Annotated in this window: 11 protein-coding genes; 7 read left to right on the forward strand and 4 right to left on the reverse strand. The window is 71.1% G+C overall.

What is annotated here, in order from left to right:
• Nucleotides 1-72: 72 nt before the first annotated feature.
• The 3 genes from AB0H32_RS03220 to AB0H32_RS03230 form a co-directional block, all read right to left on the reverse strand.
• Nucleotides 73-267, reverse strand: coding sequence for a hypothetical protein (locus AB0H32_RS03220; protein WP_361113374.1), 195 nt, complete (start codon nt 265-267; stop codon nt 73-75).
• Nucleotides 268-501: 234 nt separating this feature from the next.
• Nucleotides 502-1,473, reverse strand: coding sequence for an LLM class flavin-dependent oxidoreductase (locus tag AB0H32_RS03225; protein ID WP_361113377.1), 972 nt, complete (start codon nt 1,471-1,473; stop codon nt 502-504).
• A 206-nt stretch (nt 1,474-1,679) separates the two neighbouring features.
• Nucleotides 1,680-3,140 (reverse strand): cytosine permease, encoded by a 1,461-nt coding sequence (locus AB0H32_RS03230; RefSeq protein ID WP_361113380.1) that lies wholly within the window; start codon nt 3,138-3,140, stop codon nt 1,680-1,682.
• Nucleotides 3,141-3,312: 172 nt separating this feature from the next.
• Here AB0H32_RS03230 and ftsY point away from each other — a divergent pair, with 172 nt between their 5' ends.
• Nucleotides 3,313-4,524 (forward strand): signal recognition particle-docking protein FtsY, encoded by a 1,212-nt coding sequence (gene ftsY, locus AB0H32_RS03235; RefSeq protein ID WP_361113383.1) that lies wholly within the window; start codon nt 3,313-3,315, stop codon nt 4,522-4,524.
• A gap of 218 nt (nt 4,525-4,742) precedes the next feature.
• Here the strand turns inward: ftsY and AB0H32_RS03240 are convergent, their stop codons facing one another.
• On the reverse strand, nt 4,743-5,405 hold the full coding sequence (locus AB0H32_RS03240) for a bifunctional DNA primase/polymerase (RefSeq protein ID WP_361113386.1): 663 nt from the start codon (nt 5,403-5,405) through the stop codon (nt 4,743-4,745).
• Between the two features lie 458 nt (nt 5,406-5,863).
• Here AB0H32_RS03240 and AB0H32_RS03245 point away from each other — a divergent pair, with 458 nt between their 5' ends.
• The 6 genes from AB0H32_RS03245 (at nt 5,864) to ftsH (ending at nt 15,503) form a co-directional block, all read left to right on the forward strand.
• Nucleotides 5,864-7,342, forward strand: a complete 1,479-nt coding sequence (locus AB0H32_RS03245) for a hypothetical protein (RefSeq protein WP_361113389.1) — start codon at nt 5,864-5,866, stop codon at nt 7,340-7,342.
• Between the two features lie 329 nt (nt 7,343-7,671).
• Complete coding sequence (locus tag AB0H32_RS03250) at nt 7,672-9,015, forward strand: ammonium transporter (protein ID WP_361113392.1); 1,344 nt, start codon at nt 7,672-7,674, stop codon at nt 9,013-9,015.
• Complete coding sequence (locus AB0H32_RS03255) at nt 9,012-9,350, forward strand: P-II family nitrogen regulator (RefSeq protein ID WP_039656487.1); 339 nt, start codon at nt 9,012-9,014, stop codon at nt 9,348-9,350. Before AB0H32_RS03250 ends, AB0H32_RS03255 begins: the two co-directional genes overlap by 4 nt.
• 26 nt (nt 9,351-9,376) lie before the next feature.
• Nucleotides 9,377-11,827, forward strand: a complete 2,451-nt coding sequence (locus AB0H32_RS03260; protein WP_361113396.1) for a [protein-PII] uridylyltransferase — start codon at nt 9,377-9,379, stop codon at nt 11,825-11,827.
• A gap of 83 nt (nt 11,828-11,910) precedes the next feature.
• Nucleotides 11,911-13,458, forward strand: coding sequence for a signal recognition particle protein (gene ffh, locus AB0H32_RS03265; RefSeq protein WP_361113399.1), 1,548 nt, complete (start codon nt 11,911-11,913; stop codon nt 13,456-13,458).
• A 107-nt stretch (nt 13,459-13,565) separates the two neighbouring features.
• Nucleotides 13,566-15,503 carry an ATP-dependent zinc metalloprotease FtsH gene (gene ftsH, locus AB0H32_RS03270; protein WP_361113402.1) on the forward strand — a complete coding sequence of 646 codons (1,938 nt, stop codon included), beginning with the start codon at nt 13,566-13,568 and terminating at the stop codon, nt 15,501-15,503.
• Nucleotides 15,504-15,647 lie beyond the last annotated feature (144 nt).

Genomic DNA, 15,647 nt, shown 5'->3' on the forward strand with positions numbered 1-15,647 from the left:
CCGCGGCCCTTCTCCTCGTACCGCCCGCCGCCCCCGCTCGGCCACTGTCCGAGCGGGGGCGGCGGTCCCGTTTCACCAGACGAGGACGCCACCGCCGATCTCCAGGGCCTTGCGGCAGCTCTCCTCGAAGATGTGCAGGCGGGTCTCGATCTGATGCCGGCGTTCCTCGACCGTCCCCGGTCGTTCGGTGCCATGGGCGACCGTGTCGGGGCGGATGCGCAGCAGGGTGACCTCGCGCAGGAACTCCGGGACCTCCCCGGCCTCCACGTAGAGGTCGTCCTCGGCCAGCAGGGGCAGGAATCGGGCGCCCAGCGCGCACGCACCCGGACCCCCGTACCGTCGTGCGCCACGACTCGAAGCCGCCGGACTGGTACACGCCGTCCGGCACGTCGAGTATCCGGATCTCTCCGTCCGGCTCGCGGACGAACACCTCCACCAACAGACTCATGACGGCAGTCGATCAACGCCGGTTCCGGCCGGGCCACCGGTCATCGCCTCGGGTCAGCCCTCCAGCGCCGGAATCACCCGCTCCGCGAACAGCCTGAGGCTCCGCCACCCCTCCTCCACCGGCATCCCGCCCGCCAGCGGGTGCAGGACGAGACTGTCCAGGCCCTGGGCCACGCACTGCTCCGGGGTGAGGATCCGGTAGACGCCCTCGGCGCGCAGCTCGTCCACGGTCGTCGCCGCCGATCTCACCGCGGACGTGATGTCCCGCGACTGCCAGGAGGCGTAGGTGCGCGCCTCGTGCAGGAAGTGCTCGCCGTACTCGGACCACGCCCGGTCCGGATCCTCGGCGAGGTGCAGCAGCGGAGTCTCGGCCGCGGGCATCATCGTCCAGCCCTCGGTGCCGTACTCCGTGAGCCTCTCCTTGTAGTACGTCTCCAGCTCGGGCAGATGCGCGCTCGGGAAGAACGGCAGGCCGAGCCGGGCGGCGCGACGGGCGGCGGCCTTCGAGGAGCCGCCGACCAGCAGCAGGGGGTGCGGATCGGTGTACGGGCGCGGGGTGAGCCGTACCGTACGGCCCCGGTAGCTGAACTCCTCGCCGGTCCACGCCTTCAGCAGGGTCTCCAGCAGCTCGTCCTGGAGCCGGCCCCGTCGCTTCCAGTCGACGTCGAACAGGGCGTACTCCTCGGGTCGGTAGCCAATCCCGGCCACCGTCACCAGCCGCCCGCCGCTGAGCAGGTCCAGCACCGCGATCTCCTCGGCCAGCCGCAGCGGGTCGTGCAGCGGGCCGATCACCGCCGACACCGTCACCGCGATGGTGCGGGTCGCCCCGAACACCGCGCCCGCGAAGGCGAACGGCGAGGGCAGCCAGTTGTTGTCGGCGCCGTGGTGCTCCTCGGTCTGCACGGTGGTGATCCCGTGCTCGTCCGCGTACGCGGCCATCTCCAGAGCCGCCCGGTACCGGGCCGCGAGGGAGGCGGGGGCGGCGCCGGGCGCGACGAGGTTGAAACGTACGACCGTGACGGGCATGGGAAGTCCCCCTCCGGTGCGGCTCGGTGGAGGGGGACGGTAGCTGACGGTACGTCAGATGGCCATGGGTGCGGCACGGGACGCCGGGCAGCTTGTCCGGCCGGTGCCCGGTGCCCGGTGTCCGGTGCCCGGCGGACGCCGGCCGGACCGCTGGTGGACATCCGCCCGGACGCCGGTCGGCGCCGGCCGACGTCGGCCCACGCCGGTCAGACGCCGGCGGCCGCGGGCTCCTCGGCGGGCTCGGCGGGCTCGGCGGCCTTCTCCGGAGTCACCACTGCCGGCTTCGGCAACACCACGTACAGCAGGCCGGAGATCACGATCGTGGCGACCCAGCCGAGGCCGTACTCGCCGATGACGTTGTTCTTCGCCAGCGGGCCGGTGAACCAGTCCGAGGTGGTGAACAGCAGGCCCGCCAGCAGGCCGACCGCCCAGGCGGCCACCGCGGCGGGGGAGAAGCCGCCCCGGTACCAGTAGGCGCTGGTGCGGGTGGTGTCGGCCATGGCCCGGCCGTCGTACTCGGTCCGGCGCAGCATGTCCGCGCCGAAGACGCCGACCCAGGCGGAGAAGGCCACCGCGAGCAGCGACAGGAAGGCGATGAACGAGCCCATGAAACTCGTCGCCACCAGCATCAGCACACCGCCGAAGACCAGCGAGATCACCGCGTTGACCGATACCGCCCAGTGGCGCGGCACCTTGAAACCGAGGGTCTGCGCGGTGAAGCCCGCCGAGTACATCGACATCGAGTTGATCAGCAGCATGCCGACCAGCGCGATCAGCAGGTACGGCACCGCGATCCAGGTCGGCAGGATCTCGCCGAGGAAGGAGACCGGGTCGGAGGCGGAGGCCAGGTCCGGCGTGGACACGGCCATCACCGCGCCCATCAGCACCATCGGCAGGACGACGATGCCGGCGCCGCCGACCGCCGTGCCCACGATCGCCTTCGACGACGCCGTGCGCGGCAGATAGCGGGTGAAGTCCGGTGCGGACGGGATCCAGCTGACCCCGCCCGCCGCGATCATGCCGATACCGGTGATCACCGCGGCCGTGGACCCCGCACTGTGGTCCAGCACCTTCGACCAGTCGGTGTTCGCGGCCAGGTACACGAGGACGAGGACCGAGAAGACGCCGAAGAGGTAGGTCGCGTACTTGTTGCACTTCTGGACGGCGTTGATGCCCAGCCCGGAGATCGCGAAGGTCGCGACGACGAAGGCCAGCAGCATCACGATGTCCAGCACGCTGTTCGCCTTGATGCCGAACACCATGTCCAGGAGGGTGAGCATCGCGTAGGCGCCGGTCACCGCGTTGATCGTCTCCCAGCCCCAGCGGGCGACCCAGATCAGCGAACCGGGCAGCAGATTGCCGCGCTGCCCGAAGACCGCGCGCGACAGCGCCATGCCCGGCGCCCCGCCCCGCTTGCCCGCGATGCCGATCAGCCCGACCAGGCCGTACGACACGATCGGCGCGGCGGCAGCGACGACGAGCGCCTGCCAGATGTCCAGGTGGTAGGCCACCACGAGGCTCGCGCCCATGGTGAGCAGCAGCACGCTGATGTTCGCGCCGACCCAGGTGGGGAACAGCTCGCGGGTTCTCGCAGTGCGTTCGTGGTCGGGTACCTGCTCGATGCCGCGGGTTTCGAGAGCGCCTTCGGTCTCGGCTGTCTTGCTCATGAAAGAGGGGAGCCTCGGGGTGGGGAAACAGGGGACGTCGGGACTCTACGCGCGTTGAAGGAGTCGGTGCCATTGCGCTTTGATCCGACTCATCCCGTCCAGCGGCGTTTGTCCCTCGGACGAACCCACAATCAGGGTCCCGTCGGAACGCATGGCCGATACTGGTCGGGTTATGGAAACCGTCATCCTTGCTGTAGTCATCGCCGTGGTCGTGCTCGGCGCGCTCGGCGGGCTCATCGTCGGCAGCCGGCGCCGCAAGCCGCTGCCCCCGCCGCCGCCCACGACGCCCGACATCACCGCGCCCCCGGCCGAGCCGCACGTCGGCGACGAGGCCGAGACGCCACGCGACGAACCGCGCCGGACCATCGAGGAGGTGGACCTCCCGGGCGGCTCGGCACCGGTCGCCGTGGAGGAGCCCCCCGTCGGTCCGGCCGTCGAGGCTCCCGAGATCGAGATCCCGGAGCCCACCGCAGGCCGGCTGATCCGCCTGCGCGCCCGCCTGTCCCGCTCGCAGAACGCCCTCGGCAAGGGCCTGCTCACGCTGCTCTCCCGCGAGCACCTCGACGAGGACACCTGGGAGGAGATCGAGGACACACTCCTCACCGCCGATGTCGGCGTGCAGCCCACCCAGGAGCTGGTCGAGAACCTGCGCGAGCGCGTCAAGGTGCTCGGCACCCGCACCCCCGAGGAGCTGCGCGGCCTGCTGCGCGAGGAGCTTCTCAAGCTGGTCGGCACCGATGTCGACCGCACCGTGAAGACCGAGCCCGAGGACCGCAGGCCCGGCATCGTGATGGTCGTCGGCGTCAACGGCACCGGCAAGACCACCACCACCGGCAAGCTCGCCCGTGTCCTGGTCGCCGACGGCCGTACCGTCGTCCTCGGCGCCGCCGACACCTTCCGGGCCGCCGCCGCCGACCAGCTGCAGACCTGGGGCGAGCGTGTCGGTGCCTACACCGTGCGCGGGCCGGAGGCCGGCGACCCCGCCTCCGTCGCCTTCGACGCGGTCAAGGAGGGCAAGGAGATGGGGGTCGACGTCGTCCTCATCGACACCGCCGGCCGCCTGCACACCAAGACCGGCCTCATGGACGAGCTGGGCAAGGTCAAGCGCGTGGTCGAGAAGCACGCGCCGCTGGACGAGGTGCTGCTCGTCCTGGACGCCACCACCGGCCAGAACGGCCTGGTGCAGGCCCGGGTGTTCGCCGAGGTCGTGGACATCACCGGCATCGTGCTGACCAAGCTGGACGGCACGGCGAAGGGCGGCATCGTGGTCGCGGTCCAGCGCGAACTCGGCGTCCCGGTCAAGCTGGTCGGTCTCGGCGAGGGCGCGGACGACCTGGCGCCGTTCGAGCCGGAGGCGTTCGTGGATGCCCTTATCGGTGACTGACCGTCGTGGGGAAGTGAATCCACTTCCTTCGAGGAAGCGCCCGCCTCAAGGTGCACTGAGGACGGGCGCTTCGCCTTGTGCGGAGCCCTGCGGCGCGCTCCCGTCCGTGCCCGCCGGGATCGGTGCGTTCGCGCGCGTGCCGTCAGGATCGGTTCGGTCACGCCCGTGCCCGCAGGGGTCTGGTGCGTTCACGTCCGTGCCGGAAGGGACCGGTTCGCTCACGCGCGTGCCCGCGACCGGTGTGCCACGTACGCCAGCGTGCCCAGCAGCAGCCGGGCCGCCGGCGGCTTCGTCGCCGAGTCCAGGGCCGGCGGGCGCAGCCAGCGCACCGGACCCAGGCCGCCCCGGTCGGAGGGCGGTGCGGTGACGTAACTGGCCGGGCCGAGACCGTGCAGGTCCAGGGCGGACGGGTCGTCCCAGCCCATGCGGTAGAGCAGCCGGGGGAGTTCGGCGGCGGCGCCGGGGGCGACGAAGAAGTGGGCGCGCCCGTCCGGGGTCGCGGTGACCGGGCCGAGCGGGAGCCCCATGCGCTCCAGGCGGACCAGGGCGCGGCGCCCGGCGGCCTCGGCGACCTCGATGATGTCGAACGCGCGGCCGACGGGCAGCATCAGGGAGGCGCCCGGGAACTCGGACCAGGCCTTGGTCACGTCGTCGAGCGGGGCTCCGGCCGGCACCTGGGGCGCGAAGTCGAGCGGGTGCGCTCCGGGCGCCGTGCACTCCGCGTGACCGCAGGAACAGACGCCCGCGGCGGCCCGGGCGCCGGGAACCACGTCCCAGCCCCACAGCCCGGTGAACTCGGCGACGGCGGTGCACTCCGACGAGCGGCCGCGCCGACGCGTGCCGGAGCGGATCTCGCGAATGCCGCCGATCGTGAAGCCCATGCCCCCTCCAACGGGTCCAGCGCGCCGGTGGTTACGACACGGAGTGATACGGAAGCGGAACGTGACGCTACGGCTCCGACTTCCCTCATCGCCGTGAGGGCAAGGCAGCGCCTTGCAGCATCGCGGGTGGTGCACCGGGGTCTGCGCGCCCCGGCGCGCTTCACTCCGCCCACTTGTCTGTCGTCCTATGTCAAGTGAATCGCGTGGGGGCGTCCGTGAGTTCATTCGAAGGGGTGGCGAATGGTGGCGTTTCCGGGATCGCCATGGCTGGACCGGTGATCGTAGGATTACTGTGAGTGTGCGAGGCCTGAAGGCACATGCACCCGTGGGTATGCCGGAGGCAAGTCGTCATCTCGTTCGAACGGTGAGAACCGGCGGACGAGAGGCCGTATATACCGGCATTCTGTTAGGGCTTGGCGCATTCGGCGACAAGTGGTCTCAGGGATGGGGGCGTTCCAGTGGGCGGCGGCAACAGTAGCGTGACAAACGCTGACAAGCTCCCCAACGAGCTGCTCGGCTCGTGGTTCGTGCGCAGCGGGTGGTCCAAGGGTGAGCTGGCCCGCCAAGTGAACCGCCGCGCACGCCAGTTGGGTGCCAACCACATCTCCACGGACACCTCTCGGGTGCGCCGCTGGCTGGACGGGGAGAACCCGCGCGAGCCGATCCCGCGGATCCTCTCCGAGCTGTTCTCCGAGCGCTTCGGCTGTGTCGTCTCCATCGAGGACCTCGGCCTGCGCGCCGCCCGCCAGTCACCCTCCGCATCCGGTGTCGACCTGCCCTGGACGGGCCCGCAGACGGTGGCGCTGCTCAGCGAGTTCTCGCGCAGCGACCTGATGCTGGCGCGGCGCGGCTTCCTCGGAACCTCGCTGGCCCTGTCGGCGGGCCCGTCCCTCATCGAGCCCATGCAGCGCTGGCTCGTGCCGACCCCGGCCTCGCCGGTGCCGCCCGAGCCCGAGCCCGTCCTGGAGTCCCGCAGGCCCGGCCGTCTGTCCAAGCCCGAGCTGGACCTGCTGGAGTCCACCACGCAGATGTTCCGCCAGTGGGACGCCCAGTGCGGCGGCGGCCTGCGCCGCAAGGCGGTCGTGGGCCAGCTCCACGAGGTCACCGACCTCCTCCAGGAGCCCCAGCCCGAGGCCACCACCCGCAAGCTCTTCAAGGTCGCCGCCGAACTCGCCGAACTCGCGGGCTGGATGTCGTACGACATCGGGCTCCAGGCCACCGCGCAGAAGTACTTCGTCCTCGCCCTGCACGCGGCGAAGGAGGCCGGCGACCGGCCGCTCGGCTCCTACGTCCTCTCCAGCATGAGCCGGCAGATGATCCACCTCGGCCGGCCCGACGACGCCCTGGAGCTGATCCACCTCGCGCAGTACGGCAGCCGCGACTGCGCGAGCCCGCGCACCCAGTCCATGCTGTATGCGATGGAGGCCCGCGCCTACGCCAACATGGGCCAGCCCGGCAAGTGCAAGCGGGCGGTCAGGATGGCCGAGGACACCTTCTCCGAAGCCGACGAGTGGGACGAGCCGGACCCCGACTGGATCCGCTTCTTCTCCGAGGCCGAGCTGTACGGCGAGAACTCCCACTCCTTCCGCGACCTCGCCTACGTCGCCGGACGCAGCCCCGCCTATGCCTCCCTGGCCGAGCCGCTGATGCAGCGGGCGGTGGAGCTGTTCGCCAAGGACAGGGAACACCAGCGGTCGTACGCGCTGAACCTGATCGGCATGGCCACCGTCCACCTGCTCCAGCGTGAGCCCGAGCAGAGCACGGACTACGCCTCGCGGGCCATGGAGATCGCCAAGAAGGTCCGCTCCGAGCGTGTGAACACCCGTATCCGAAAGACGGTCGACACGGCCGCGCGCGACTTCGGTGATCTCAGCTCGGTCGTCGACCTCACCGATCAGCTCGCCGTCGACCTGCCGGAGACCGCCGAGGCCGTCTGACCGCCGCAGGACCCCATGCTCCGGCCGCGGCCGGTCCTCCCGAACTGCCCGACTCGGCTCCCCCATGCCAGGTCATCGAGAGGCCCGCCGCGGCCGGTTTCCTTCTGTCGAGGAAGGTTGCGCCACGATAACGATCGGCGCGCCGGAGATCCGGCAGTTCATGGACGTGTAACACGTAAGGCGTCTTCGTCACCCCGGCGAAACAACGAGGGGCCTCCACCGAAACCGCGCTGCGTCAATCTCATGGCGCATAACCGGCCCACCCCTCACTGACCGGACCGCTCAGGCACCGCCCGCACGGGGCCGTACCAACCGACGAGGAGACGCCGATGGCCCCAGCCATCATGCTTGCCGCGGAGGCACCCAAACTGTCCTCCGCGAACACAGGCTTCATGCTCATCTGTTCCGCCCTGGTGCTGATCATGACCCCGGGCCTGGCCTTCTTCTACGGAGGCATGGTCCGCGTCAAGAGCACACTCAACATGCTCATGATGAGTTTCATCAGCATGGGCATCGTCACCATCCTGTGGGTGCTCTACGGCTTCTCCCTCGCCTTCGGCACGAACAACAGCCTCATCGGCTGGAACTCCGACTGGTTCGGCCTCAGCAACATCGGGCTGACGGAGCTGTGGGACGGCTACACCATCCCGATCTTCGTCTTCATGGTGTTCCAGATGATGTTCGCCATCATCACGCCGGCCCTGATAAGCGGCGCCCTCGCGGACCGCGTCAAGTTCTCCGCGTGGTCGCTGTTCATCGCGCTGTGGGTCACGATCGTCTACGTCCCGGTCGCCCACTGGGTCTGGGGCGCCGACGGCTGGGCCTACAAGCTCGGCGTGATCGACTTCGCCGGTGGTACGGCGGTCCACATCAACGCGGGTGCCGCGGCCCTCGGCGTGATCCTGGTCATCGGCAAGCGCGTCGGCTTCAAGAAGGACCCGATGCGCCCGCACAGCCTCCCGCTGGTCATGCTCGGCGCCGGTCTGCTGTGGTTCGGCTGGTTCGGCTTCAACGCCGGCTCGTGGCTCGGCAACGACGACGGCGTCGGCGCGCTGATGTTCGTCAACACGCAGGTCGCCACCGCCGCCGCCATGCTGGCCTGGCTCGCCTACGAGAAGATCCGGCACGGCGCGTTCACCACGCTGGGTGCCGCCTCCGGTGCGGTCGCCGGTCTGGTCGCGATCACCCCCTCCGGCGGCGCGGTCTCCCCGCTCGGCGCGATCGCCGTCGGCGCCATCGCCGGTGTCGCCTGCGCCGCCGCCGTCGGGCTGAAGTTCAGGTTCGGCTACGACGACTCGCTCGACGTCGTCGGCGTCCACATGGTCGGCGGCATCATCGGCTCCCTGCTCATCGGCTTCTTCGCCACCGGCAAGGGCCAGTCCACCGCGACGGGCGTCTTCTACGGCGACCACACCTTCACCCAGCTCTGGAAGCAGTGCGCCGGTGTCGGTGCGGTCCTCGCCTACTCGCTGATCGTCTCCGCGGTCCTCGCCTTCCTGCTCGACAAGACCATCGGCATGCGGGTCTCCGAGGACGAGGAGATCTCGGGCATCGACCAGGCCGAGCACGCCGAGACCGCCTACGACTTCAGCGGTGCCGGCGGCGGTGTCATCGGCTCCGCAGCAGCCTCTTCGGCCCTGGCCGCCGCGCAGACCAAGAAGGTGGACGCATGAAGCTCATCACCGCCGTCGTCAAGCCCCACCGGCTCGACGAGATCAAGGAGGCCCTGCAGGCCTTCGGCGTCCACGGACTGACGGTGACCGAAGCGAGCGGTTACGGTCGTCAGCGGGGCCACACCGAGGTCTACCGCGGAGCCGAGTACACCGTCGACCTGGTCCCCAAGATCCGCATCGAGGTGCTGGCCGAGGACGACGACGCCGAGCAGCTGATCGAGGTCGTCGTCAAGGCGGCCCGCACCGGCAAGATCGGTGACGGCAAGGTCTGGTCCCTGCCGGTCGAAACGGCCGTACGGGTCCGTACCGGCGAGCGCGGCCCGGACGCGCTCTGACACGACAGAAGGACAGGAGTCGCTGGGTGACGGGTACGGATGTGCGGAACGAAGCGGACGACTCGGGACCCAGCGGCTATGCGGCGGCCCGGCTGCGCCTCCTCACCGAAGGGGCGCGGTCCGGGCCGTCGCGCCGTACGGCCCTCGCCGAGCTGACCGACGACTGGCTGACCGGCCTCTTCACGGCGGCGGCCGGGGGACTCACGGGCGTCTCGCTCGTCGCGGTCGGCGGCTACGGCCGCGGCGAGCTGTCCCCGCGCAGCGACCTCGACCTCCTGCTGCTGCACGACGGCGGCGACCCGAGCGCGGTCGCCGCCCTCGCCGACCGGCTCTGGTACCCCGTCTGGGACCTCGGCCTCGCCCTCGACCACTCCGTGCGCACCCCGGCCGAGGCCCGCAAGACGGCCGGCGAGGATCTGAAAGTCCACCTCGGCCTCCTGGACGCCCGCCACCTCGCCGGCGACCTCGGCCTCACCGCCTCACTGCGCACCGCAGTCCTCGCCGACTGGCGCAACCAGGCCCCCAAACGCCTCCCCGAGCTCCAGGAACTCTGCGCCGACCGCGCCCGGCGCCAGGGCGAGCTGCAGTACCTCCTGGAACCCGACCTCAAGGAGGCCCGCGGCGGTCTCCGGGACGCCACCGCCCTGCGCGCCGTGGCCGCCTCCTGGCTGGCCGACGCCCCGCGCGAGGGCCTCGCGGACGCGCGCCGGCGGCTGCTGGACGTCCGCGACGCCCTCCATCTGGCCACCGGCCGCGCCACCGACCGGCTCGCCCTCCAGGAGCAGGACCAGGTGGCGGCCGAGCTGGCCCTGCTGGACGCCGACACCCTGCTGCGGCAGGTCTACGAGGCGGCGCGGGTGATCTCGTACGCCAGTGACGTCACCTGGCGCGAGGTGGGGCGCGTGCTGCGTTCGCGCGCCGTCCGCCCTCGCCTGCGCGCCATGCTGGGCGGCGGCAAGCCGGTCGTCGAGCGCTCCCCGCTGGCCGAGGGCGTGGTGGAGCAGGACGGCGAAGTGGGGCTCGCCCGCACCGCGCGCCCCGAACGCGACCCCGTGCTCCCGCTGCGTGCCGCGGCCGCCGCCGCGCAGGCCGGGCTCCCGCTCTCCCTGCACGCCGTACGGCGCATGGCCGCCACCGCGCGCCCGCTGCCCACGCCGTGGCCCGCCGAGGCCCGCGAACAGCTGGTGACCCTGCTCGGCTCGGGCCGCCCGACCGTCGACGTCTGGGAGGCTCTGGAGGCGGAAGGCCTGATCAGCAGCCTGCTGCCGGACTGGGAAAGGGTCCGCTGCCGCCCGCAGCGCAACGCCGTCCACATCTGGACCGTGGACCGGCACCTGATCGAGACGGCGGTCCGCGCCTCCGAGCTGACCCGCCGTGTCAGCCGCCCCGACCTGCTCCTCGTCGCCGCACTGCTGCACGACATCGGCAAGGGCTGGCCCGGCGACCACTCCGTGGCCGGGGAGATCATCGCCAGGGACGTGGCCACCCGGATCGGCTTCGACCGCGCGGACGTGACGGTGCTGTCCACGCTCGTCCGCCACCACCTGCTGCTCGTCGAGACGGCCACGCGCCGCGACCTGGAGGACCCGGCGACGGTCCGCTCGGTCGCCGAGGCCGTCGGCACGCAGAGCACCCTGGAACTGCTGCACGCCCTCACCGAGGCGGACGCGCTGGCCACCGGCCCGGCCGCCTGGTCCTCCTGGCGCGGCTCCCTCGTCGCCGATCTGGTGCGGCGCGCCTCGGCCGTCCTCGCCGGAGACGCCCCCGACGAACCCGAGCCCGGCGCCCCCACCGCCGAGCAGGAGCGCCTCGCCATCGAGGCCTTCCGCACCGGCAGCCCGGTGCTCTCCCTGCGCGCACAGACCGAGCCGGTGCCGGAGGAGGACACCACCGGTGAGCCCGAGCCGCTCGGCGTCGAACTGCTCATCGCCGTACCGGACCAGCCCGCCGTGCTGCCCGCGGTCGCCGGTGTCCTCGCCGTGCACCGCCTGACCGTGCGGACGGCGGAGCTGCGGGTCGTGTGCCTGCCCGACGACGTCGACGACGGCTCGGTGCTGCTGCTCAACTGGCGGGTCGCCGCCGAGTACGGCTCGCTGCCCCAGGCGGCCCGGCTGCGCGCCGACCTCGTCCGCGCCCTGGACGGCTCCCTGGACATCGCGGGCCGTCTCGCCGAGCGTGATGCGGCCTACCCCCGCCGCCGCGGCTGGGTGGCCCCGCCGCCCCGCGTGACCGTGGCCCCGGCGGCCTCCCACCACGCCACCGTGATCGAGGTCAGGACGCAGGACGCTCCCGGGCTGCTGCACCGGATCGGGACGGCCCTGGAAAAGGCGGGAGTACGGGTGCGGAGCATGCACGTCAGCACCCTGGGCTCCAACGCCGTCGACGCGTTCTACGTCACCACCGGCACCGGCGCACCCCTGCCCGCCCAGGACGCGGCATCGCTGGCCCGAGTACTGGAGGAGACCCTGCGGGGATGACCCTTCCCCGGTGAGTTCACCGCCGGGATACCCTGGAGGGCGATTCCCTGAAGCCATCACCGACCCCGAGGACCGCGAGCGCCGTGTTCGACACTCTCTCCGATCGCCTGTCAGCGACTTTCAAGAACCTGCGCGGCAAGGGACGGCTCTCCGAGGCGGACATCGACGCCACCGCTCGGGAGATCCGCATCGCGCTCCTCGAGGCGGACGTGGCTCTCCCCGTCGTCCGCACGTTCGTCAAGAACGTCAAGGAGCGTGCGCTCGGCGCCGAGGTCTCCAAGGCGCTGAACCCGGCCCAGCAGGTCCTGAAGATCGTCAACGACGAGCTCGTCACCATCCTCGGTGGCGAGACCCGGCGCCTGCGCTTCGCCAAGCAGCCCCCGACCGTGATCATGCTGGCGGGTCTGCAGGGTGCCGGTAAGACCACCCTCGCGGGCAAGCTCGGCCGGTGGCTGGGGGAGCAGGGCCACTCGCCGCTGCTGGTCGCCGCCGACCTCCAGCGCCCGAACGCCGTCAACCAGCTGAGCGTCGTCGCCGAGCGTGCCGGTGTCGCCGTCTACGCCCCGGAGCCGGGCAACGGCGTCGGCGACCCGGTGAAGGTCGCCAAGGACTCCATCGACTTCGCGAAGTCCAAGGTCCACGACATCGTGATCGTGGACACCGCCGGCCGCCTGGGCATCGACCAGGAGATGATGCAGCAGGCCGCGGACATCCGCGACGCCGTCTCCCCGGACGAGATCCTGTTCGTCGTCGACGCGATGATCGGTCAGGACGCCGTCAACACGGCCGAGGCCTTCCGCGACGGTGTCGGCTTCGACGGCGTGGTGCTCTCCAAGCTCGACGGTGACGCCCGCGGTGGTGCGGCCCTGTCGATCCGCCAGGTCACCGGCAAGCCGATCATGTTCGCGTCGAACGGCGAGAAGCTGGACGACTTCGACGCGTTCCACCCGGACCGGATGGCCTCCCGCATCCTCGACATGGGTGACCTGCTCACCCTGATCGAGCAGGCGGAGAAGACCTTCAGCCAGGAAGAGGCCGCCAAGATGGCCTCGAAGCTGGCGTCCAAGAAGGGTCAGGACTTCACCCTCGACGACTTCCTCGCCCAGATGGAGCAGGTCCGCAAGATGGGCTCCATCTCCAAGCTCCTCGGGATGCTCCCGGGCATGGGCCAGATCAAGGACCAGATCCAGAACCTGGACGAGCGGGACGTCGACCGCACCGCCGCGATCATCAAGTCGATGACCCCGGGCGAGCGCCAGGACCCGACGATCATCAACGGCTCCCGCCGTGCCCGTATCGCCAAGGGTTCAGGCGTCGAGGTCAGCGCCGTGAAGAACCTCGTGGAGCGGTTCTTCGACGCCCGCAAGATGATGTCCCGCATGGCCCAGGGCGGCGGCATGCCCGGCATGCCGGGGATCCCGGGCATGGGCGGCGGCCCCGGCCGGACCAAGAAGCAGCCGAAGAAGGCCAAGGGCAAGCAGCGCTCCGGCAACCCGATGAAGCGCAAGCAGCAGGAGCTGGAGGAGGCGCAGCGCCGGGAGGCGGCCGCACAGGGCGGCGCCTTCGGGCTGCCGCAGCAGGGCGGCCAGGACTTCGAGCTGCCCGAGGAGTTCAAGAAGTTCATGGGCTGACGGAAGGGCCTGCGCCCGCCGCAGTCGAACGTCACCGAGGGCGCCTCTCCGTCAGGGAGGCGCCCTCAGCGTGTGCCGTGCGCCGTCATGTGCCGTAACGTCCAGATATGAGCAATGCGGTGCCCCCACGCAAGGCCCCTGACCAGCCGTGGCGCGCCGAGGGCACCCCGGACGAGTCGCCCCGGCGGCCCGGCGGTGGACTCAGGGGCGGCAAATGGTGGGGCCTGCTGATCACCGCGGTGATCGTCTTCCTGCTCGCCTACGTGGGCCTGAACTACCTCGGCCAGGGCAACGAGCCGACGGTCTCGTACACGGAGTTCAGCAAGGAGGTCGGCGACGGCAACGTCGCCAAGATCTACTCCAAGGGCGATGCGATCCAGGGCGAACTCAAGAGCCCCCGGGCCAATCCCGAGGGCGGTGGCACGTACACCAAGTTCAAGACCCAGCGCCCGGCCTTCGCGGACGACAAGCTGTGGCAGAATCTGAGCAGCCACGGGGTCACGGTGACCGCACGGCCGGTCGTGCAGGAGCGCGGCTTCCTGTCCAACCTGCTGATCTCGCTGATCCCGATCGTCATCCTGGTCGCCGTGTGGGTCTTCTTCGCCCGGCGGATCGGCGCGGGCCTGGGCGGCGCCGGCGGCATGTTCGGCCGCAAGGCGCCGCCGAAACCGGTCGAGCTGCGACCCGGGACCGAGCGCACGACGTTCGCGGACGTGGCCGGCATCGACGAGGTCAAGGGCGAACTGGACGACGTCGTCGACTTCCTGGAGAACCCCGACGCCTACCGCAGGATGGGCGCGAAGCTCCCGCGCGGTGTGCTCCTCGCGGGGCCGCCCGGCACCGGCAAGACCCTGCTCGCGCGGGCGGTGGCAGGTGAGGCCGGTGTGCCGTTCTTCTCCGCCTCGGCGTCCGAGTTCATCGAGATGATCGTCGGCGTCGGCGCCTCCCGTGTCCGTGAGCTGTTCGCCGAGGCGCGCAAGGTGGCGCCGTCGATCATCTTCATCGACGAGATCGACACCATCGGGCGGATGCGCGGCGGCGGCGCGTCGCTGAGCGGCCATGACGAGCGCGAGCAGACACTGAACCAGATCCTCACCGAGATGGACGGCTTCTCCGGCTCCGAGGGCGTGATCGTCATCGCGGCGACGAACCGCGCGGACATCCTGGACCCGGCGCTGACCCGCCCCGGCCGCTTCGACCGGGTGGTGACCGTGGCCCCGCCGGACCGCGGCGGGCGGGAGTCGATCCTGCGCATCCACACCCGGGAGATCCCGCTCGCCCCCGACGTCGACCTGACCCAGATGGCGCGGGTGACCCCGGGCATGACCGGCGCGGATCTGGCCAATCTCGCCAACGAGGCCGCCCTGCTCGCGGTCAAGCGCAAGCAGCAGCAGGTCACCGGCGCGGACCTGTCCGAGGCGCTGGAGAAGGTCCAGCTGGGCGCCGAACGCACCCTGGTGATGCCCGAGGAGGACCGCCGCCGCACCGCGTACCACGAGAGCGGCCACGCCCTGCTCGGCATGCTGCAGCCCGGCGCCGACCCCGTCCGCAAGATCACCATCGTGCCGCGCGGCCGGGCGCTCGGCGTGACGATGTCCACGCCCGAGGTGGAGCGGTACGCGCACTCGGAGGAGTACCTGCGCGGCCGCATCATCGGCGCCCTGGGCGGCATGGCGGCGGAGGACGTCGTCTACGGAGTCGTCACCACGGGCGCGGAGAACGACCTCGAACAGGTCACCAACATCGCGCGCGGAATGGTGGCCCGCTGGGGCATGAGCGAACGCGTCGGCCGGCTCTCCGCCCTCCCGAGCGACGCCCAGCAGGCCTACGGACTGTCGGCCGCCCCGCACACCCTCGACGTCATCGACGGCGAGATGCGCCGCATCGTCGACGAGTGCTACGAGGAGGCCCTCCACAAACTCCGCGACCACCGCAGCCGGCTGGACGCCCTGGCCGAGGCGCTGCTGGAGAACGAGACCCTGGAGGAGGCGGACGCCTACCGCATCGCCGGCATCACACGCCTGACCAAGGACCCCGAGGCCTGAGCCCCACCGTGCCCCACCGGGGTGCGGGGCACTGTGCGAGGGGCTGCAGGAAAAGGGGCGCGGGGAACTGCCCGACCAGCCACGAAGCACCCGCAGGCGAAGCACCCGCAGGCGAAGCACTGGCAGACGAAGCATCCGCAGACT

Source organism: Streptomyces sp. NPDC020362 (genome assembly GCF_040642095.1).
Taxonomy (GTDB): Bacteria; Actinomycetota; Actinomycetes; order Streptomycetales; family Streptomycetaceae; genus Streptomyces.